Consider the following 20,507-nt stretch of genomic DNA (forward strand, 5'->3'; position numbering starts at 1 on the left):
GGGAGGGGTGATCAGTCCACCGGATCGCTGATCGGCTTGGCAATGATCGCCTTCAACTCACTGGTCATCGGGAATTCCAGGTTCAAGCCCTTGGGTGGAATCGGCTGTTCAAACCAGCGCTGGTAAATCCCGTTGATCTCCCCCGAGCGGTACAGGTCGCCGAGGGTCTCGTTGACCACCGCAAGAAACTGCGGATCATCCTTGCGCACCATGCAGCTGTAGATCTCCCGCGACTGCTCCTCGCCCACCACCACCCAGTTGTGTGGGTCCTTGGCCTTGGCGCGTTCGCCGTAGAGCAATGCATCGTCCATATAGAACGCGGCCGCGCGGCCTGTCTCGAGCATCTTGAACGCCTCGCCGTGGTCCTTGGCGCTGATCACGAACATATTGCTCTTGTGCTCAGCGTTGTAGCTCTTTAGAAAACGCTCGTTGGTGGTGCCGGCGGTAGTCACCACGTTCTTGCCCGCCAGGTCGGCGAAGCCCTTGATGCCGCTGTTCTTAGCCGTCAGCAACTGGCCTTTCACGTAAATAAACCCGTAGGAAAATGCCACCTGTTTCTGCCGCTCGGCCGTGACGCCAGTGGAGCCGCACTCCAGGTCGACGGTGCCGTTCTGCACCAGCGGAATCCGCGTTTGCGAGGTCACCAGGTTGTACTTCACCTTCAGGTCAGCCACCCCGGTTTTCTGCTGGATACGCTCGACGATCTTGCTGGCCAGGTCCACCGAATAGCCCATCGGCTTACCGGTGTGATCCCCCACGTAGGAAAACGGCACCGACGCATCGCGATAGCCCAGGGTGATGGACTGGGTGCTGGCGATCTTGCCCAGCGTACCGTCCAGCGGCGCCTGGTTGGCATGGGCGTGTACTCCCAGCAAAAGGCCCAGGGTGCAGCCGGTCAACAGGATTTTTTTCATTGTTATTCTCCGTTGGTCTTTGACGTTATTTTCGTACCGCAATCACGCTGATTTCCACCAGCACGCTCGGCCTAGCCAGCTCCGCCTGCAGGGTGGTGCGCGTCGGCGCCATCCCGGGCGATAGCCAGGCGGCCCACACCTCATTCATCGGCGCAAAACCGCTGCCGATGTCTTTCAAGTAAATGGTCGCATTGAGCAAATGATCCTTGTCACTGCCGGCCTGGGCCAGCAGCGCATCGATCCTGGCCAGCACTTCGCGGGTCTGCGTCGCCACATCCTGGCCTTCGCCGGGCACCTGGCCCGAAAGGAATACCAGATCCTTGAACGTGACGGCGCCGGACAGCCGGTCGTTGCTGCTGATTCGGTTGATGGTCATGGTTCAATCCTCACGCGGCGCGGGGCGCCAGGCCCTGCATATCAATGGAAGGTAGGTGATGGCCGATCAACTCGGCCAGCAATTGGCCGCTGCCGCACGCCAGGGTAAAGCCGAGGGCGCCGTGGCCCAGGTTCAACCACAGGTTGCGATAGACACTGGCACCAATCAACGGCACTCCGGTCGGGGTGGCGGGACGCATACCCGCCCATTCCACAGCATGGGCATAGTCACCAGCTGTAGGAAATGTCTCGACCGCCTGGCGTTTCATCAGCGCCAGGCGCTTGGGCTCAAGGCTGGCGTCAAAGCCGACGATATCCACCATGGCCGCCACCCGCAGCTGTTCGCCGATACGCGCGTAGACCATCTTGCGGTCGTAGTCGGTGATGCTCACATTCGGCGCCTGATGCTGTGCGCCAATCGGTACGCTGAGGCTATAGCCCTTGAGTGGATACAGTGGCAGTGACACGCCGGGCAATGCCAACTCGGCGCTGCGATGGCCCGCCGCGAGCACCAGTTGCTCCACCGGCATCACCTCGCCCCCCAATTCGATGGCCTGTACCACACCGTCGGCGTGGCGAATCCCGGTGACCTTGCGCCCCAGCAGAAAGGTGCAGCGCCCCGACGCTTCGAGCCTTTGCGCCAGGCGTTGGCAAAAGGCATGGCAGTCCGCCACTTCCTCGTTGGGCGTGTAGATACCGCCCACAAACTGATCAGCCACCTGTGCCAGCGCCGGTTCCAGGCGCGCACAATCCAGGGCCGACAGCACCTGTTGTTGCAGGATGTCGGTGACCTTGCTGCGCGCACGCTCAAAGGTATCGGCATTGCGAAAGGTCACCAGCTTGCCGTTACGCCGCCAATTGAACGTGTCCAGGCGATCGTCGACGCGCCATTGCTGCAAGGTGTTTTGGCTCAGGCTCGCCAGGCGCAGCAAGTGCGCGGCGTTGCGCTTATTCACCGAGCCACGGCAGGCGCCGATGAAGGCGGCCATCCAGCGCCATTGCTGAGGGTCCAGACGTGGGCGCAGCTTCAGCGGCGAGTCACCGCGCAGCAGCCAGCCAATGGCCTGTAACGGCACCCCTGCATCCGCCAGCGGTGCAACGTAGCGGTAGGACAATTGCCCGCCATTGGCGAAACTGGTTTCGCTGCCCACGGTGTCACGCGCGTCGATCACCGTCACTTCATGACCTGCACGTACCAACGCGTAGGCACTCGCCAGGCCGATAACGCCACCGCCAATGATGCAAACCTGCCTGGCCATTCAACACCCCCAGCCCTTGATCCAAGAAAGCCCCAGCGTAGGTGCAGGTGACAGGCCGCCGACAATGAATAAAGATGGGGCACCTATAAACAAAGGTTATGGACCTGCCATGCGCTTGCGTCATATCGAAATCTTCCAGGCCATCCGCCAGACCGGCTCTATCAGCGCCGCCGCGCAGTTGCTGCATGTCTCCCAACCGGCGGTGACCAAGGTGTTGCAACATGCCGAGTTACAATTGGGTTTCCCGCTGTTTTTGCGGGTACGCGGCAAATTGCAGCCCACGCCCGAAGCCCTGGCGCTGGAAAGCGAAGTCGAAAAAGTCACCGCGAGCCTGCAAGGCGTGCGGCGCCTGGCCAAGAGCCTGCGCCGCGCCCCGGGGCAAAGTGTACGGATTGGTGCAATCCCGGCATTGGCGCTGTCGCTGCTGCCCCCGGCGATTCTGGAATGGAAGCGTGACTACCCGGACATCGCCTGCGAACTGTCCAGCGACCATAGCCGCGAGCTGGTGCAAAAACTGTTGATGCGCGAAATCGACCTGGCACTGACCCTCAGCTTCTCCGGCCATCCCGGGTTGACCACACAAGTGCTGGCCAACGGTGTGTTGGTGGCCCTGGCGTCGAAAAACTACTGGCCGGACGCTGAGCTGCATCAAGCCCTGCCCCTGGCAGACCTGGCGGGGGCACCGTTGATTGGCCTGTCCAGCGCCGACCCGCTGGCGGCGAAGCTCGACAACTACCTGGAGAGCGTCGACCCGCCGCCTCGGGTGACGATCTCGGTGCAAACCTATTCCCTGGCACGGGCAATGGTGGAGTCCGGCGCCGGCTTGACGGTCATCGACCCTTTTACCGCCCTCGGCGCATCGACGGCGACCACCTGCATCCGCACGCTTACACCGCCGCTGCCGATCACCCTCTACGCCCTGACCCGTGCCGATGAACCGCCGCCGCATATGCTGGCCAATCTGCTACAGATCTTCGGCAACCGGGCTCGGGAGCAGCTGGAGCGCCTATAACACGTAGTGCATGATCGCCACGAAATGCAGCAGGCTGCCGCCGATCACAAACAAATGCCAGATCCCGTGGGAATGCCGCAGGCGATGCTCCAGGGCAAAGAAGATGATACCGACGGTGTACAGCACCCCGCCCGCCGCCAGCCAGATAAACCCGGCGGTGCCCAGCGCGGCGATCAGCGGCTTGACCGCCACCAGCACGATCCAGCCCATCACCGCGTAGATCACGATGGACAGGATGCGCGCCTCGGAGCGCGGCTTGATCTCTTGCAGGATGCCGATCACCGCCAGCCCCCACACGATGCCGAACAGCGTCCAGCCCCAAGGGCCTCTCAACGTCACCAGGCAAAACGGCGTGTAGCTGCCGGCGATCAGCAGGTAGATCGAAAAGTGATCGACCTTCTGCATGATCTCTTTTCGCCGCCCCTGCACGCTGTGGTACACGGTCGACGCGCTGTACAGCACCATCAGCGTAAAGCCATAAATCGCCACGCTGACGATTTTCCAGGGGCTGCCGTCCAGGCTCGCCACCACCAACATCCACACGGCGCCAATACACGCCGCGACTGCACCGAGCAAATGGCTCCAGGCGTTGAATCGTTCCCCGTGATACATCTGTCACTGACCTCCTGTAGCCGCTGGAACTGGCTGGCAAGCGTCCAGCCTTGCGCATAAGAGTGCAAGCGACTTGTGACGTTCCGAGGACGCCGCCGGGTTTTGCGGGCACAATCGGACGCATTCGAACAAGAGCCCACGGCCATGCTGATCGACGAAGAATTCACCCTCAAGAAGCTGGAAATCTTCCTGGCATTCATGCGCACCGGCAACCTGGCCCGCGCCGCCGCCGAGCTGCAAACCAGCAATGTCAGCGTGCACCGCGCCATCCACTCGCTGGAAAATGCCTTGCGCTGCCCGCTGTTCAAACACGAGGGCCGCAACCTCACCCCGCTGGAAAGCGCCTACGTGCTGGAAGAACGCGCACAGAAACTCATCGCCGATGTGGTCGACAGTGTGCGCCTGACCCGCGAAGCCGCCGGTTTCTCCGCCGAACGCTTCAAGCTCGGCTCGCTGTATTCGCTGACGGTCAAGACCGTGCCGCAATTGATCATGGGCCTGAAAATCAGGCGCAGCGAACTCAATATCGACCTGATCCTCGGCTCCAATTTCGACCTGCTGTACAAGCTCAAGAACATGGAAGTCGACGCGATCCTCATCTCCCTCGACGAACACGCCAACGACCCCGACTGCGAACAGATCGAGCTGTTCTGCGACGACATCTTCCTCGCCACCCCCGCCGACTCGCCCTTCGACCGCACCCAGGAAATCGACCTGGCCGACGTGCGCGACGCCACCTTCATCACCCTCACCCAAGGCTTCGCCACCCACCAGGATGGCAACCGGGTGTTCAAGCAGGCGGGGTTCGAGCCGAAGGTGGCGATGCAGGTCAATGACATCTTCACACTGCTGAGCATGGTCAGTTCGGGGGTGGGTTATGCGTTGCTGCCGGGAAGGATTGCGGCGGTGTACGAGAACCGCGTGAAGCTGATACCGCTGCAACCCAGGTATCGGTTGCAGCAGCATATCGGCGTGGTGTTCCTGAAGGCCAAGGAGCGTGATCCGAATTTACTGGCGTTGCTGGCGGAGTGTCGAATGTATGCCAATCGGCAGGCCTGAGACCGCTATCGGGGGCAAGTCGAATCGTCGCGCCGCCCCTCCCACACTTGACCGAGTTCCAACATGAGAATGCGGTCAAAATGTGGGAGGGGGCTTGCTCCCGATAGCGCCAGACCAGTCACCGCAACCCCCAAGGTCAGCCCACCAACCCACGCACAATGAAGTACAGCAACGAAGGCCCCAGCAAACACCCAAGCCCGGTATGGAACGTCGCCGTCAACGCGCCATACGGCACCAAGCGCCGATCCGTCGCCGCCAGCCCTGCCGTCACGCCGCTCACGGTGCCGGCCAAGCCCCCAAACACCATCGCCGAACGCGGGTTGTCCAAGCCCATCCAACGCGCCGCCACCGGGGTGCCGACCATCACCAGGATCGCCTTGATCAACCCGGTTGCGATGGACAGCGCCATCACATCCGAAGTCGCGCCAATCGCCGCACCGGTCACCGGGCCGACGATGTAGGTCACGGCACCCGCGCCGATGGTGGTCATGCTGATAGCGTCGCGATAGCCAAACACCCAGGCCATGCTGGCGCCGACGATAAACGGCAGGATCGTGCCCAGCAGCAGCGCAATCACACCGATCATCCCGGCCTTGCGCGCTTCGGTGGCCTGTACCTCGAACGCCGTGGCAACAATGGCGAAGTCGCGCAGCATCGCGCCGCCCATCAGGCCGATGCCGGAGAACAGTGCCAGGTCGGCCAGGCCTTTTTGCCCGCCGGTAAGGGTGCCGCCGACCCAGGCCAGGACCAGGCCGATGACGATGGCAATCGCCGAGCCGTGGATGCGCCCGAACGTCAGGCGCTTGGACAGCACCACGGAAATCCACATCACCACGCCAACAAACGCAAACGCGGTGATCAGGCCGTTATGTTCCAGGCCTTTTTCGATGAGATCCCACATATCAGCGACCTCCCGCAGGCACGATCAACGGCTCTTCGGCGGGCAGGGGCTCGCCTTTGTGCGTACGGCTGATCAAGGCGATGGTGCAACCACAGACCACCACCGAACCAATCGCCGCCAGCACCGCGACCGGGCCGCCGTGCAGGGCGGTCACGACGTTCTGCTGCGCGGCCATCGCCACCACCACGGGAATGTACATGGCGCCCCAAAAGCCCACGCCCATCTCGCACTCCTTGGTCATGCCGCCGCGTTTTTGCATCCACAGGCGAGCGCAGATCAGCAGGATCATGGCGATGCCCACCCCGCCCACGTTGGATTTGACGCCCAGCAACACGCCGAGCATGTCACCCATGATCACGCCTGCCAGCGTGCAGATCGCCAGCAATGCCACACCGTAAATAATCATTGTTGTTGTCCTCGAAGTGCTCGATCGAAATTGTTGTTTTTGTGCTTCGACAGCCTTGGGTGGTGCTTTATCGGTGGCGGCGCTCCTCCTCTTCCAGCAGGGCCTGCAAGGTATCCAGGCGTGCACCTTCGCAGGCGATCACGGTGCCTTGTTCGAACACGCGGCGTGACAGGCCGGTGAGCACGGCGCCCGGGGGCAGTTCGATTTGCAGGCGCACACCGCGCTCGTAGGCGCCTTGTACGGTGCCGCGCCAGTCAACGACGCGGCACATGTTGAAGGCCAGGTCGTCGCGCAGATGTTCAGGGTGGTGGATCGGCCGCGCGCGGGTGCTGCTCAGGTAGGTGATGCGCGGCGCCTTGAGCGGGACAAATGCCTGGGCCAGGGCCTGGGCCGGTTGCGCCAGCAGCGCGCAATGGGACGGCACACTGACGGCCAGGCGTTTGGCAATGCCGTTGCCCTTGATGCGCGCGGCGACACGCTTCATGGCCTCGTCGCTGCCGGCGATCACAGTCTGGTTATCGGCGTTGATATTGGCCAGGTACACCGGGGTTTCGGGGCTGTGGATGTCGGCGAGGAGTGTTTCGACGGTGGATAACTCCACGCCGATGATCGCGGTCATGCCGTAGCCGTGTGGATAAGCGCTTTGCATCAGTTGGCCGCGCAGGCTGACCAGCTTTACCGCATCGGCAAAATCCAGGGCCCCGGCGATGACCGCCGCCGGGTAGGCGCCGATGGACAGGCCCGCCACGTAATCCGGGGTGCGCTCCAACAGGCGGGCGTGGGCGACGCCGGCGATCAACAGGCACAGTTGCACGGCGCGGGTACTGGCCAGGGCTTGCGCTGAATCGAGCCGGCGCACGTCTTCGCCCAGGGCATCGCTGGCTTCTTCCAGCACAGGTTCGGGCAGCGACTGGAGCATGCCTGGTCGCTGGGCACCCTGCCCCGGAAACACCAGGAGGCTGCTCATGCCACGGCCTGCCAGGGATCGTCGACCAGGTGCGCGCCGCTGATGGTTTTCAACAGCACGCGACGTGATCCGCCAGCCCATTCGCGCAAGGCCACGGCGCCGAACGGGGTTTGCAGTTGCAGGTCCACGGGGCACACCGCCGCGTCCAGGCTCGCCAGCAGGTCCTCGGCATCGCTGCGTTCAAGGCGCTTGGGCGTACGCAGGATCAAATCCAGATCACTCTGGGCATGCAGCGCTTCGATGCCGGTGGCCAATTCAAAGCCTGCGCTACCGCTGACGCCCCATGCCTCGTGCACCAGCACCGAACGCAATTGAGCAAGCGCTTGCAGCGCGGGTAAATCCCGTGACGAAACCACGTCGCGCAGGGCTTCCGGTGCAACACGCCGCTGCACCGCCGCCAGCGGCATCTCGGCGGCGAACCGCTGCTCACGCAAACGCCCGCGCACGCCGACCGCCACATGCCCCGGCGCGGCAATGGCGCGGCGCACCACCACGGGATGGCCGGCGCCGAGCGCTTCGAGCACCCAGGCCGGTACATCGGCGGGCGCATGCGCCGGGGTCATGCCCCAGAGCAAGTCGTGGGCGTTCACCATTGTTCCCGCAGCAGTTGGCGAACCTGGCTGGAGGCGGCGCGATTAGTCGCGCCGAGGCGTCCGCGCAGATCGGCGCTGCCGATGTCCTTGATCGCATTCACCAGGCAATCGCTGACCCGCGCTATATCGTCCGCCGTGGGCTGTTCAATCTGGCTGACCGACAAGGTCTCCCACAGCAAGCCAAGGCTGGCATAGCTGTCGATGTCATAGGCCATGGGCGGCACACTGGCGGCCAGGGCTTCCAGCTCTTCAACGCTGCGCAAGGTCACCCGCGCGGCCGAGGCCTTGCCCATGGCGTGCACCATCACGCCGGGGTCGCGCAGGGCGATCAGGCGGTTGGCCTGGTAACCGTGGGCCAGGAACGCACCGGACATGGCCTTGCCCACCAGCAGCGCAATCACTGGGTGGCCGGCGAGGCGCGCGCGGGCATAGCTGTCGGCCGCAGCGGCCAGGGCCTGGTGGATGCCGAGGGCTTCTTCGCGGCGGCCGTAGGCTTGGCTGGGCACATCGACGATGGCGATGATGGGGCACTTGTTGCCGCGGGCGATGGCCTCATCGACGGCCCTGGCCAGGCCCCAGCCTTCGAGCAGGCCGACTTCGCCATTGCGCGCCCGAGGGAAGCGGTTTTGCGCGTCGGTGACCACGGCGACAAAGCGCACCTGTTGCTCACCCAATACACCGTCGGCAACCCTCAGCGACGCTGGCAAACCTTCTACGGGTGGAGCGCCGGCGCTCAATGCGTTGAACCACTGCAAGCCTCTCATGAGCGTTCTCCCTGATACAGCTCGCGCACCGTCGCCGGGTCGATTTGCGCTACGGCGTCCAACTCAGCCAAACGTGCGAGGTAATCATCGGCCTGGCGACTGCGCTGTTGTGCGGGCAGGCCCTGCTGCAACAACGCGCTGACCGTCTGCTGGATCTGCGCCACATCGTCGGCCACGTAACGGTCCGCCAGGCCACTGTTAAAACGCTGTTCGCCGCCCGTGAGGCTCCAGATAAAGGGACGGTCGCGGGAGTCGTACTCTTCCAGCCCGGCCTCCTGCTCGATCACCTGCGGACCGTTCAGCCCCAGGCGCGCTTCGCGGGTGACGACAAGGTAACTGCACAGCCCGGCCGCGATGGACATGCCGCCGAAACAGCCAACGCTGCCCGCCACTACGCCGATCACCGGCTGGTACTGGCGCAGGTCGACAATCGCCGCGTGTATATCGGCAATCGCGGCCAGGCCGAGGTTGGCTTCCTGCAAGCGCACGCCGCCGGTTTCCAGCAGCAGCACGGCGCGGGTCGGGATGCCCTTGCGGTTGTCTTCGGCCGCCAGCTCCAGGGCGCCGGCGATTTTCGCGCCGCCCACTTCACCGAGGCTGCCGCCCTGGAAGTTGCCTTCAATGGCTGCAATCACCACAGGCAAGTCGCCGATGCTGCCCTTGGCGATCACCACGCCGTCATCGGCCTGGGGCACCACCCCTTGGCGGCTGAGCCAGGGCGACATGACGCGCTGGAACGGGTCGATCAGTTCGCGAAAGGTGCCGGCATCCAACAAGGCCTTGGCCCGCTGCCGCGCCCCCAATTCCACGAAGCTGTGTTTAGCCAGCAAGTCAGTCATGGCCGATCTCCTCGAAACCCTGTTCCAGGCGCAAACGCACCACGCCGGGGGTGGCACCGAAATCGTGGATATCAATGTTCAGGGCCGGAGGCGTCTGCTCCTGGAAGATGCGTTCGAACAGGTGCTGCCAGCGTTGTTCGGCGCCATTCACCGAGGTCTGGACCTGGATGGTCAGCGTGCCGGCCGTGCCCGGTTCCAGCAGCACTTCCAGGTCGCCCGAGCCAACGCAGCCCACCAGCGCACGGCCTGTTGGCGGCTGCCCGGCGGGGAATTCAAAGGATAAGGTTTCCATCACAACGCTCCGTCGAGGCGGTCGATAAACAGGCAGGCGGCCAACAGGTCGGCGGCGCCACCGGGGGAGGCATTCAGGGCCAAGAGCTGGTTGTCCAGTTCGTGCAGGCTGCGGCGCCCGGCCAGGGTGGCGCTGCCGCCAGCGTCGAGCACCGCTTGGGCGCCGTGTTGCATTGCCTGCAGGCCTGCGGTGCCGGCGCGGTAGAGCACGCAGGTGTCGGCAAGCTCGGTCATGATCGCGAGCAAGGCGTCAAGACGCGCGTTCTGTTCACCGACGTTCTGGCGGCGGCTCTGGCGCAGTTGCGGCAGACCACGTTGGGTCACGGCGGGGAAGCCCAGTTGCGCTTCTTCACGGGCACCGCGTGCGCCATAACGCTGGGCGACCTGGGCGCCGTGGCTCGGGGTTTGCGGCGCGTAACGGTCGTTGAGCAGGGCCAGTCTGGCGGCGTTCAGCGTTATGGCTCGCGGTTCCAGGGCAGCCGCTGCGGTCAGCAGGCCAAGGGCCCAGATCGCACCGCGATGGGTGTTCACGCCGTGGGTGGTGACGAGCATCGCCTGTTCGCCTTCGCGCCCGATACGGCCGAGGGCTTCGCGCAGGGGCAAACCGACTTCACCGAATTCAAGCGCGGCCTCGGCCATTGCCTTGAACATCGGCCACAGCGACAGCGCCGAAGCGTGCATCAGCCCCAGGTGCAAATCGCTGTGAGCGCCGTTGCCGCGACGGTCCACCAGGGCGGGCTTGGGCGACAGGTCGGCTTCATCGATCAGCGCATCGACGGCCATATCCGCCAGGCGATCCGCGAGGCTGAGTTCGTGCAGTTTAAGTGCGCGCATTTACCAGCTCCTGAATTTGGCGGGCGGGTTGTACAGGCCACCGGACCACTCCACCAGGTCCGCCACACTCTTGGCGGCCAACAACTCGCGGGTGGCGTCGGTGCGGCGGATGCCCAAATCTTCGGGCAAGGCGATCAGGCCTTCGCGGCGCATGCGCGCGGTGTCCTTGGGGTTGTGGCGCATGCCGATGGCGGTCACCCCGGCGACGGCGGCGATCATCGCCTGGCGTTCCTCCAGGGACCGCGCCTTGTACAGGTAGGCGATGCCTTCTTCGGTGAGCAGGTGGGTGACGTCGTCACCGTAGATCATGATCGGCGCCAGGGGCATGCCGCTTTTGCGCGCCACTTCCACGGCGTCGAGGGTGTCGACGAAGGTGGGCTTGCCGCCTTCCTGGAAGGTCTCGACCATCTGCACCACGAGCTTTTTGCCGCGCTCCAGCAGCGCTTCCGGCGCGTCGCCGTGGCGCATGTCCAGCCATGCCGGCGTGCCGTGACGACGACCGCGCGGGTCGTGGCCCATGTTCGGCGCCCCACCGAAACCGGCGAGGCGGCCACGGGTCACGGTGCTGGAATGGCCGTCGCCGTCGACTTGCAGGGTAGCGCCGATAAACAGGTCCACCGCGTATTGCCCGGCCAGCTGGCAGAACATCCGGTTGGAACGCATCGAACCGTCGCGGCCGGTGAAGAACACATCCGGGCGCGCGGCGATGTAGTTCTCCATGCCCAGTTCGGTGCCAAAGCAATGCACGCTTTCCACCCAGCCGCTTTCGATGGCCGGGATCAGCGTCGGGTGCGGGTTGAGGGTCCAGTTGCGGCAGATCTTGCCCTTCAGGCCGAGGGATTCACCGTAGGTGGGCAGGATCAATTCGATGGCAGCGGTGTTGAACCCGATGCCATGGTTGAGGGACTGCACATTGTGTTTTTCGTAGATGCCGCGGATCGCCATCATCGCCATCAGCACATGCACCGGCTTGATATGGCGCGGGTCGCGGGTGAACAGCGGCTCGATGTAGAACGGCTTGTCGGCCACCACCACGAAATCCACCCAACTGGCGGGGATGTCGACGCGGGGCAAGTCGCTGACGTCATCCACCAACTGGTTGACCTGCACGATCACGATGCCATCGCTGAACGCGGCGGGTTCGATCAGCGCCGGAGTATCTTCGGTGCTGGCGCCGGTGTAGATATTGCCGGCACGGTCAGCCATGAAACCGGCGGACAGTACGACGTTGGGGATCAGGTCCACCACCAGCCGTGCATAGAGTTCGATGTAAGTGTGGATCGCACCGATTTCCAGCAGGCCGTCTTCGAGCAATTGGCTGATGCGCAGGGATTGGGTGCCGGCGAAGGAAAAGTCCAGCTTGCGCGCGATGCCCTTTTCAAACAGGTCCAGGTGCTCGGACCGCCCGACGCTGGGCATGATCATGTGCAAATCGTGGAGCTTGGCCGGGTCGGCCTTGGCCAGAGAGCGCGAGAGGAAGTCGGCCTGCTTCTGGTTGTTGCCTTCCAGCACCACTCGGTCGCCGGGGAGGATCAGCGCCTCAAGCGCCTCGACGATCCTGTCGCTGGGCAAAACCGCCCCGTCTGCATACTGCAAAACCCGCCCGAGCCGCCGCTGCTTCTCGTCACGCCGCCGCGTCCAGCGCGAGTCGGGGGTAGTTATTGTTGTCATGGTCGCTCCACGGGTTTGCTGTCGTGGGCTGTACCTTAGGAGTGATTCGGGGGGCCATCAATCAAGCTTAGCGGTGGATCGTTACGGTTGGAGTAATGGAGAATCAGCAAACACTGATCCGAGCCAAAAGATGATCTAAATGTGGGAGGGGCGGTGCGACGATTCGACTTGCCCCCGATAGCGGAGGGTCAGCTAAGTGATGTATCAACTGACACTCAGCCATCGGGGGCAAGTCGAATCGTCGCACCGCCCCTCCCACATTTGTTCAGTGATGCCTGTTAGATAGCGGTCCCAAACAGGGGCTGATCAGTCCCTGTTTGGGACCTTTTCCAGCGAAGGGCTGACCTGCTCCAGCGCCCGATCCACCAACAACTGCCCCAACTCGGCCATTTGCTGGATCCCGAGCATGATGGCGCGCTGGGAAGTGTCCAGGTCGAAGGCCAGGTTGCAGGTGAGTGCATTGAGGGAGGACAGGGTTTCGCTGGCGTTGACCAGCAGGGTTTCGGTGTTTTGGTGGGGGTTTACGGTGAAGAGGTTGGTAGAGGATGAGTTCGACATGATGTGCAGTTCCTGAATGAATAATTAAGGAACGCCTTTGGATCTAGGCGTTTTGAGCGCCTAAACAGGTTTCTCGGACTTGCACGTCCGTGTCACCGTTTTTTGCGATGACGGGAGGAAGACTAGGCGCGCGGGCTGCAGGCGACAAGTTCATGCACAACCAAAAATCTTGCAGGAAAAATCCGAAGCCCCAGTCGCAGCCGCCAGCCAGCGCAAGGCCAAAGCCTTGCAATAGGGTGACGCGGAGCGTGGGAACGATCATCGACACTCAGAAGAGAATTATCTGACAGACTTTTCAGGTTGTTGCTCGGAACCGTTGTCCCTAGCCTTTTCGCTCCGAATAGCTACGGGCAGGCATCATGAACCCGATCGTTAATCCCGATGCAAGGCCATTGCAGAGCGTGATGTATCACATCACAATCGCGCCATGATCGTCAGCTGGAAACATAAAGGACTCAGGGCGTTCTATGAGACCGGTTCAACCAGAGGCATCAACGCAAATCATGCAAAGCGCTTGCGCCGCGTGCTGCTCATTCTGGACAAGGCCGAGCACCCAGATGCACTGGACCTGCCCGGCTGGCGCTTCCACCGTTTGAAGGGCGACCTGATCGACTACTGGTCCGTCAGCATAAGTGGTAACTGGCGCATCATTTTTCGAATGTTCGACGATCAGGTCGAACTGGTTGATTATCTTGATTACCACTGAGTGGAGGTATCGATATGGGTATGCACAACCCACCTCACCCAGGTGAAATTCTGCTTGAGGACGTGGTCCCAGCCTTGGGCATCACCATCACCGAAATGGCTAAACGTCTTGGCTTTGCCCGCGAAACTTTTTCAAGGATCTTGCATGGCCACGCTCCCGTCAGCCCGGACCTTGCCGTCCGGTTGGAGCGAGCCGGCGTAAGTACTGCGCAACTATGGCTATCGATGCAAAGTGCCTACGACTTGTGGCAGGCCGAGCATCGGGAGCAGCCGTTGATTGAGCGGTTTGCGCGGATTGATTGAGGGCTTGAGCAGGTCTCCCTGCGTAGCAGCTGTCGAGCCCTGGCGAGGCTGCGTCAGCGGTGTGTCAGACGGGCCGCAAACGCAGCCTCGCCGGGGCTCGACAGCTGCTACGCAATATCACATTCAGATGCCCCTCCCACAGGGGATCCTCACATGACTTAGATTCAGGCCAGTCCGGACTCGACCAATAAGGCTTCAAGCCCCATCAAATCCGGCACCTTCGCCACCTGTTCCCCCACCTGCACCGCCGCCAGTTCCAGCGGGCACAGTGGCACGTCCACGTAGCTCAATTCGCTATCGAGCTTGTACGACCGTGGAATCCCCTGGATCACCAGCGCAATGAACTTCAACGTCGGGCGCCCGCCCAGTGCATTCAACACCACGATCCGCGAGCGTTCGCCGGTCACGCTGGCCTCGCCGCATGCCGCTTCAAAGCTGATCAACGGGATTTGCCGATCCCGCCACGTCACTTGCCGCAAATACCACGGCGGTGCATCGCTGGCCGGTTCGCCGCGTTGGAAGTCGATCAACTCGGCGATGGCGACGTTGGGCAGTATCAGGTGGCGGTCGGCCAGGGGCAGGAGCAGGCCGGTGAGTTGGCTGGTGCGGTGGTCAAGCACGGGATTTGCTCCAGTAGGCGATGCTTTCGAGCAGCACCGATTCCTGGTACGGCTTGCCCAGGTAGTCGTTGACACCGATGGCCATGGCGCGGTCGCGGTGTTTCTGGCCGGTGCGGGAGGTGATCATGATGATCGGCAGGCGCATCAGCCGGGGGTCGTTGCGCACCTGGATGGCCACTTCGAAGCCGTCCATGCGCGGCATTTCGATGTCGAGCAGCATCAGGTCGGGGGTATGTTCCTCGAGCACGGCAAGGGCGTCGATGCCGTCCTTGGCGGTGAGTACGTTCATGCCGTTGCGCTCCAACAGGCGGCTCGTGACTTTGCGCACGGTGACCGAGTCGTCCACCACCAGCACCAGCAGCGGGCGCTTTTTCAGCGGGTCGTTGAGGATCAACGGAGCATCCACCGGCTGGGCCGGCAAGGCCGGTTGCCGGGCGCGGATGTGCGCGAGCAGGTCGATGATCAACACCACGCGCCCATCCCCCAGGATGGTCGCGCCGGATAACCCCTGCACCCCGGAAAACTGCGGGCCCAGGCCCTTGACCACAATCTCCCGGGTGCCGGCCATGGCGTCCACATGCACCGCCACACGGCGCTCGTTGCACTGCACCAGCAATACCGGCACGGGTTGATACTGGCCCAGTAATTTCGGGCGACCGACGGTGTGCAGCAGGTCACCCAGGTAAAACAGCTCGTAGCGTTGGCCGGCATATTCATAACACGGCGGATCCTGCTGGTAGTGCCCCGCCAGCTCATGGGGCAGCACCCGCACCAGCCCTTCGATGGTGTTGAGCGGGATCGCGTATTGATCGTCCGCGCAGTGCACCATCAACGCTCGGTTGACCGACACGGTAAACGGCAGGCGGATGCGAAAGTGCACGCCCTCCCCCGGTGTCGAGTCAATGAACATCGAGCCGCCGAGCTGGCGCACTTCTTCGTGCACCACGTCCATGCCCACGCCACGCCCGGAAATCTGCGTGATCTTTTCCGCCGTGGAGAACCCCGGCTGCAGGATGAACTGCAACACATCACGGTCGCTCATCTCTTGATGAGGGGCGAGCAAACCGCGCTTGATCGCCTTGCGCCGCACCGCGTCCAGAGGCACGCCGGCACCGTCGTCGCGCATGTCGAAAACGATATCGCCGCCTTCGTGGGTCAGGTCCAGGGTGATGCGGCCCTTCTCCGGTTTTCCGGCCAGCAACCGCGCATCGCGGGACTCCAGGCCATGGTCGACGGCGTTGCGCAGCATGTGTTCCAGCGGTGCCGCCATGCGCTCCAGCACATTGCGGTCCATCTCACCCTCGGCATTGCCGACGATGAATTCCACGTCCTTGCCCAACTCGCCCGCCACCTGGCGCACGATGCGTTTGAGGCGCGGCAGCATGCGTTCGAAGGGCACCATGCGCGTGCGCATCAGGCCTTCCTGCAACTCGGTGTTGATGCGCGCCTGTTGCTGCAACAGGCCATGGGCGTCCTCGTTGCGGCGGTCGAGGGTGTCCTTGAGGTCGAGCAGGTCGGAGGCCGATTCCGACAGCGCCCGGGACAGTTGCTGCAACTGCGAATGACGGTCCATTTCCAGCGGGTCGAATTCTTCATAGCCCAGGCGCTCGGCCTCGGCCTGTTGACGACTGAGGATGCGCCCCTGGGTTTCAGTGTCGAGGCGGCGCAGTTGGTCGCGCATGCGTTCGATAGTGGTTTCCACCTCATGCAGGGCAATGCGCGCGTCGTTGACTTGCTGCTCGATACGACCACGGAAGATCGAGGTCTCGCCGGCCAGGTTGACCAGGTCGTCCAGCAGTTCAGCGGAAATCTTCACCATGTCGGCGCCGGGATCAACCACCGCTTCGGCCTTGCCTGCGGGCAGCGCCACGGGCGTCACGGGCTCATCGCTGGGGTGCACCAGGCTCTTGATACGTTCGATGAGCTTGTCCACCGAACCCACCGGCAGCCCATCCGCCACGGCGTCGATCATCTGCGCCAGGCGGTCGTGGCAGCCCTGCAGCAACGCGAACAGTTCGGCGGACGGCGCGAGCAAACCGGCGGACAGCCCTTCGTAGAGAAATTCCAGCTCATGGGCCAGGTCACCGATCGGCCCGATCTCGACCATGCGCGCGCCGCCCTTGAGGGTGTGCAGGTCGCGCAGCAGGGTTTCGACTTCCTGGCGATTGTTCGGCTCGGCCTGCCAGCGCAGCAAGGCGCTGCCGGAGCTGTCGAGAATGTCGACGGCTTCTTCGAGGAAGATGTCCAGCAACTCGGGGTCGGTGCCCGGCGTTTCCGCAGGTGGAGCGGCCTGTGCAGCCGGCATGCCGCCCTGGCGTAGCGCGCGCAACCTGGCGACCAGTTCGGCGCTGTCGCTCAAGGGTTGATGGTGCTGCAGTTCCTCCAGTTGCAGGGCCAACCGCTCATGGCTGGCCATCAGCACCTGCGACAGCTCGCTGGAGTAGCTGTAGCGCCGATCCACCAGGCCTTCGTACACGCACTCCAATTCATGGGCAAGGTCGGCCACCGGTCCGATGTCGGCCATGCGCGCGCCGCCCTTGAGGGTGTGCAGGTCGCGCTGCAGGGACGACAACGGCGCGGCACTGTCCGGCTCCAGCAGCCAGCGTTTCAGGGACTGCCCCGCACTGTCGAGGATATCCACGGCTTCTTCGAGGAAGATCTCCACGAGTTCATCGTCGATCCACGTTTCATCCCGCAGTTGCGCGGTGGCGGCGCCCAGTTCGGAGATGCTCAGGGCGCGGCTGCCGTCGCTTTTGATCAGGCCGGTGGCAGAAGGGTCCAGTGCATCGTCCAACAGTTCGCGCAGGGCGTGTACACGTGCCGGTGCCGGGATGATTTCCTGGCCGGCGGCCAATTGATCGAGCATGTTGATCAGCGCTTCATGGGCCTGTTCGGCCTCATGGAAAAACCGCTCGCTGACCGCCAGGCTGCTTTCTTCCACGGCGCCGTAGAGGTCGAGCAAGGCTTCGCAGAGTTCATCGATGGCGTGCAGGTCGGCGACATGGGCGCCCTCCCCCAGCGTGGTCAATTCATCCAGCAGCGCGGTGAGTTCCTGGCGTTCGCCGGGGTGTTGCTGCCAGCGGCGCAGCAGGCTTTCGGCGTCGAGCAGAATGTCCATGCCCTGGGCCAGGAAGTTGGCGATCAGTTGCGGGTCGCGCTTGATCCGCAACCCCGTGTTGGGGGCGTCGAGCAGCGCGGCCAGTTGATGGTCGAGCAGGGCCTGGGTACGGCGGATCAAGTCATCCGCGCCCTTGATCGGCACCAGGGGATCGCGGTCCAGTTGACGCAACCCGCGCTGGAACAGGCCTTCGGCTTCCAGCAGCAACTCGACTTCGTCCAGGTCCAGCGGCAGGCGATGGGCCTTGTATTCGCGGGTCAGGTGATCCAGTGGGCGCACCAGCTCGGCGATGGGCAACACGCCAGCCATGTAGGCGCTGCCCTTGAGGGTGTGCAGGGCGCGTTGCAGTTCATCGCTGACTTGCAGCGGCACATGCTCGGCGGCCTGTTGCAGGAAGTGGTTGAGGCTGTCCAGATGGCTCTGAGCTTCGTTGCGGAAGATCTCCAGCAACATCGGATCGTGGGGTTCTGCGGCCGCCCCTGCGGCGCCGTTGGCCCAGGCGTGGGCGCGGGCGGCCAGGGCGTCGACCTCATCGCGCTGGTGTTGCTCGCCCGTCGCGAAGTCGGCGATCAATGCTGGCAGCAGGGCCACGGCGTCATCCAGCACCTGTTGGATCTCGGGGCCGAGGGCCACACTGCGCTCGAGCACACGGTTCAGCAGGTTTTCCACGGCCCAGGCCAATTCTGCCAGCACCAGGGCGCGCACCATGCGGCCGCTGCCTTTCAGGGTGTGGAAGGCGCGGCGCATTTCGCCCTGGGCGGTTTTGTCCGCGCTGTTGGGCAGGTGGCGGTGCAGCACCTCAAGGACTTCCTCGGTTTCTTCGAGGAAGACGTCGCGCAGTTCATCGTCGATGGGCGCTTCATCGGCCGGCGGCGGCAGCAGGCTACCGGGGCGTTGCAAGGCCGGTGGATTGAGGCCCGAAGTGGGGTTGGCCAGTGCGTCGAACTGGGACTGGCTGGGCGCAACCTCGCTCGACAGCGCGCCATCGGGTGCTGCCAGCGCCTGGCGCCAGGGTTTTTCGGCGGGCAGGTAGCCCAGCGCAGCCAGGCTTTGGGTGGCCAGTTCCAACACCCGCTCACCGGCGGCGTCCGGGTCCTGGAGCATGCGTTCGAGGTAATACTCCAGGCTGCTGATCACATCGGCGAAATGCCCCAGTTGCAGCTCCGACGGCGGGCTGTCGTTGACCATCAACTGTTCGTCGACGTAATCGGTGCAACCGCGCATCAGGCTGGCCGCGCGGGGCAAGGGAATCATCGCCAGCGCGCCGCGCACCTGGCTCAGCAGTTCCGGCAGGGATTCCAGGCGCTGGCGGTCCCAATCGGCTTCGATACAGTCGATCACCAGCTCCTTGGCTTGCTGCAGGCACTGGCAGGATTCGCGGATGACCAACTGGTGGATCTGGGTCAGGTCGGTGGTGGGCAGGCGGCTTTCTTCGTGGCCTTCCGGCTCGACGGTGCCGACCATTCCCGCCAGCGTGGCTTCCACATAGAGCAGCGCGCCGGCGACGTCCATCAACACCGCATCGTTGGGCTCGCGATGCCCCTGGGCCAGGCTCAATACCACCGCCAGCTGGTCGATGATGACTTTGCGCGGCTGGCCAAACCCCAGCACCGCGAGGGTATCGGCAATCTGTCGCAGGGGCGCCAGCAGCGCGTCGAGGTCGCTCGTGTGCTGGCGGTCGCTGCGCACGAACAGGTCGAGGCGCTCTTTGACCCGCACCAACTCTTCACACAACGCACCGAGCACCGAGCCCATGGCGTTGCGATCCGGCCCGGCAAGGCGCGCGCGTTCGGCGTCCACCACTGCGCTGTCGGGCAAGGCCTCATCCAGGCTGTAGCGCTCTTTCAGACTCTGCATGCGCGGGGTCGGTCGAGTGACTTTGGCGACGTAAAACAACAGGCTCTTGAGCAGTTCATCCGGTGCGGGTTGGTTGATCCCGCCGATGCCCTGCGCCAGCAGGCGCTTGAGTTGTTTGTCACTGGCCTTGAGCAGGCTGCGCAGTGCCGGGCTGTTGGCGACCACGCCGGTGAGCATGCCCTCGACCAGCGCCGACGTAACTTGCCACAGCGGTAACAGCGGCGCGCCCTGGCACAGCGCCTCGAGGCGCGCGAACACCCGCGCCATGTCTTCCAGGTTGCTCGGCCCGTGGTCTTCACGCAGCAGCCCGGCGAGGGCTTGCTGCAACAGTTGATGCCACTGGCGCAGTTGCGCCTGAAAGTCGGCCGGCGCGCGTTGGGCCAGGGTGTCCTCGGCAAGCGGCGCAATCGACAGCAGCGGCGGGCTGAACAAGCTGGTTTCCGACAGCAGGCTTTCGCCGTGGGCGCTGCGCAGGTCGTTGAGCAGCGGCAGCACCACCAGCGGTAAATCACGGCGGGCGCTGTGCACCCGGTCAAGGTACAACGGCAGTTGGCCCAGGGCCTGTTGCAGCAGGCGGATACTTTCCTCGCGCTGGCCGACATGCCCGGCCTGGAGCGCCAGGGCCAGCTCCTCGATCTCCTCGGCCAGCAGCGCCGCGCCGTAGAACTCGACCATTTGCAGCGCGCCATGCACCTGGTGGATAGCGTCCAGGCACTGGCTGATCACGCCATCGTCGTGGGTCTCGACAAATGCATCCAGCGCCGAACGGGCCTGTTTCAGGGTTTCGGCAATGTCGCCCTTGACCCATTCGAGGGCCACGTAGTCGTGCCGATCAACCATAACTGCTCC

Annotated in this window: 20 protein-coding genes; 4 read left to right on the forward strand and 16 right to left on the reverse strand. The window is 63.6% G+C overall.

Going from position 1 to position 20,507, the window contains the following annotated elements:
- Positions 1 to 11: 11 nt before the first annotated feature.
- Genes J3D60_RS19315 through J3D60_RS19325 form a run of 3 tightly spaced genes read right to left on the reverse strand, consistent with a single transcriptional unit; the run spans position 12 to position 2,548 of the window.
- Positions 12 to 914, reverse strand: coding sequence for a transporter substrate-binding domain-containing protein (locus J3D60_RS19315; RefSeq protein WP_253492452.1), 903 nt, complete (start codon positions 912 to 914; stop codon positions 12 to 14).
- Between the two features lie 25 nt (positions 915 to 939).
- Positions 940 to 1,290 (reverse strand): RidA family protein, encoded by a 351-nt coding sequence (locus J3D60_RS19320; RefSeq protein WP_027606062.1) that lies wholly within the window; start codon positions 1,288 to 1,290, stop codon positions 940 to 942.
- A 10-nt stretch (positions 1,291 to 1,300) separates the two neighbouring features.
- Positions 1,301 to 2,548, reverse strand: coding sequence for a D-amino acid dehydrogenase (locus J3D60_RS19325; RefSeq protein ID WP_253492455.1), 1,248 nt, complete (start codon positions 2,546 to 2,548; stop codon positions 1,301 to 1,303).
- Between the two features lie 109 nt (positions 2,549 to 2,657).
- Between J3D60_RS19325 and J3D60_RS19330 the strand changes: the two genes are divergently transcribed.
- Entirely contained in the window at positions 2,658 to 3,560 is a 903-nt protein-coding gene (locus J3D60_RS19330) for a LysR family transcriptional regulator (RefSeq protein ID WP_065938137.1), read from the forward strand.
- On the opposite strand, the gene J3D60_RS19335 is transcribed toward J3D60_RS19330, so the two are convergent.
- Complete coding sequence (locus J3D60_RS19335; protein WP_065938136.1) at positions 3,555 to 4,172, reverse strand: hemolysin III family protein; 618 nt, start codon at positions 4,170 to 4,172, stop codon at positions 3,555 to 3,557. The two genes, J3D60_RS19330 and J3D60_RS19335, sit on opposite strands and share 6 nt — an antisense overlap.
- A gap of 144 nt (positions 4,173 to 4,316) precedes the next feature.
- Here J3D60_RS19335 and J3D60_RS19340 point away from each other — a divergent pair, with 144 nt between their 5' ends.
- Entirely contained in the window at positions 4,317 to 5,231 is a 915-nt protein-coding gene (locus tag J3D60_RS19340) for a LysR substrate-binding domain-containing protein (protein WP_065938135.1), read from the forward strand.
- Between the two features lie 136 nt (positions 5,232 to 5,367).
- Here J3D60_RS19340 and madM read toward each other — a convergent pair whose 3' ends face one another.
- From madM to J3D60_RS19390, 10 genes are all read right to left on the reverse strand, one after another.
- Positions 5,368 to 6,132 carry a malonate transporter subunit MadM gene (gene madM / locus J3D60_RS19345; RefSeq protein WP_027606067.1) on the reverse strand — a complete coding sequence of 255 codons (765 nt, stop codon included), beginning with the start codon at positions 6,130 to 6,132 and terminating at the stop codon, positions 5,368 to 5,370.
- Between the two features lies 1 nt (position 6,133).
- Complete coding sequence (gene madL / locus J3D60_RS19350; RefSeq protein WP_027606068.1) at positions 6,134 to 6,538, reverse strand: malonate transporter subunit MadL; 405 nt, start codon at positions 6,536 to 6,538, stop codon at positions 6,134 to 6,136.
- A 67-nt stretch (positions 6,539 to 6,605) separates the two neighbouring features.
- Positions 6,606 to 7,505 carry a malonate decarboxylase subunit epsilon gene (gene mdcH, locus J3D60_RS19355; protein WP_253492458.1) on the reverse strand — a complete coding sequence of 300 codons (900 nt, stop codon included), beginning with the start codon at positions 7,503 to 7,505 and terminating at the stop codon, positions 6,606 to 6,608.
- Positions 7,502 to 8,098, reverse strand: a complete 597-nt coding sequence (locus tag J3D60_RS19360; protein ID WP_253492460.1) for a malonate decarboxylase holo-ACP synthase — start codon at positions 8,096 to 8,098, stop codon at positions 7,502 to 7,504. Before J3D60_RS19360 ends, mdcH begins: the two co-directional genes overlap by 4 nt.
- Complete coding sequence (gene mdcE, locus J3D60_RS19365) at positions 8,092 to 8,862, reverse strand: biotin-independent malonate decarboxylase subunit gamma (protein ID WP_253492462.1); 771 nt, start codon at positions 8,860 to 8,862, stop codon at positions 8,092 to 8,094. The genes J3D60_RS19360 and mdcE overlap by 7 nt, the downstream gene beginning before the upstream one ends.
- Positions 8,859 to 9,701, reverse strand: a complete 843-nt coding sequence (locus J3D60_RS19370; RefSeq protein WP_253492464.1) for a biotin-independent malonate decarboxylase subunit beta — start codon at positions 9,699 to 9,701, stop codon at positions 8,859 to 8,861. The genes mdcE and J3D60_RS19370 overlap by 4 nt, the downstream gene beginning before the upstream one ends.
- Positions 9,694 to 9,993 carry a malonate decarboxylase subunit delta gene (locus J3D60_RS19375; RefSeq protein ID WP_065923835.1) on the reverse strand — a complete coding sequence of 100 codons (300 nt, stop codon included), beginning with the start codon at positions 9,991 to 9,993 and terminating at the stop codon, positions 9,694 to 9,696. The genes J3D60_RS19370 and J3D60_RS19375 overlap by 8 nt, the downstream gene beginning before the upstream one ends.
- Positions 9,993 to 10,826 carry a triphosphoribosyl-dephospho-CoA synthase gene (locus J3D60_RS19380; protein ID WP_253492466.1) on the reverse strand — a complete coding sequence of 278 codons (834 nt, stop codon included), beginning with the start codon at positions 10,824 to 10,826 and terminating at the stop codon, positions 9,993 to 9,995. Before J3D60_RS19380 ends, J3D60_RS19375 begins: the two co-directional genes overlap by 1 nt.
- Entirely contained in the window at positions 10,827 to 12,497 is a 1,671-nt protein-coding gene (gene mdcA, locus J3D60_RS19385) for a malonate decarboxylase subunit alpha (RefSeq protein ID WP_065938129.1), read from the reverse strand.
- Between the two features lie 306 nt (positions 12,498 to 12,803).
- Entirely contained in the window at positions 12,804 to 13,055 is a 252-nt protein-coding gene (locus J3D60_RS19390; RefSeq protein WP_141696501.1) for a DUF6124 family protein, read from the reverse strand.
- A 427-nt stretch (positions 13,056 to 13,482) separates the two neighbouring features.
- Between J3D60_RS19390 and J3D60_RS19395 the strand changes: the two genes are divergently transcribed.
- Both J3D60_RS19395 and J3D60_RS19400 read left to right on the forward strand, forming a co-directional pair.
- Positions 13,483 to 13,761 (forward strand): type II toxin-antitoxin system RelE/ParE family toxin, encoded by a 279-nt coding sequence (locus tag J3D60_RS19395; RefSeq protein ID WP_065938127.1) that lies wholly within the window; start codon positions 13,483 to 13,485, stop codon positions 13,759 to 13,761.
- A 14-nt stretch (positions 13,762 to 13,775) separates the two neighbouring features.
- Positions 13,776 to 14,063 (forward strand): HigA family addiction module antitoxin, encoded by a 288-nt coding sequence (locus J3D60_RS19400; protein ID WP_065923840.1) that lies wholly within the window; start codon positions 13,776 to 13,778, stop codon positions 14,061 to 14,063.
- 164 nt (positions 14,064 to 14,227) lie between these two features.
- Here J3D60_RS19400 and J3D60_RS19405 read toward each other — a convergent pair whose 3' ends face one another.
- Together J3D60_RS19405 and J3D60_RS19410 are read right to left on the reverse strand one after the other, a co-directional pair.
- Positions 14,228 to 14,683 carry a chemotaxis protein CheW gene (locus tag J3D60_RS19405; protein ID WP_253492468.1) on the reverse strand — a complete coding sequence of 152 codons (456 nt, stop codon included), beginning with the start codon at positions 14,681 to 14,683 and terminating at the stop codon, positions 14,228 to 14,230.
- Positions 14,676 to 20,498, reverse strand: coding sequence for an Hpt domain-containing protein (locus J3D60_RS19410; RefSeq protein WP_253492469.1), 5,823 nt, complete (start codon positions 20,496 to 20,498; stop codon positions 14,676 to 14,678). The genes J3D60_RS19405 and J3D60_RS19410 overlap by 8 nt, the downstream gene beginning before the upstream one ends.
- Positions 20,499 to 20,507 lie beyond the last annotated feature (9 nt).

This window comes from Pseudomonas sp. S3E17, assembly GCF_024168685.1.
GTDB lineage: Bacteria > Pseudomonadota > Gammaproteobacteria > Pseudomonadales > Pseudomonadaceae > Aquipseudomonas > Aquipseudomonas marginalis.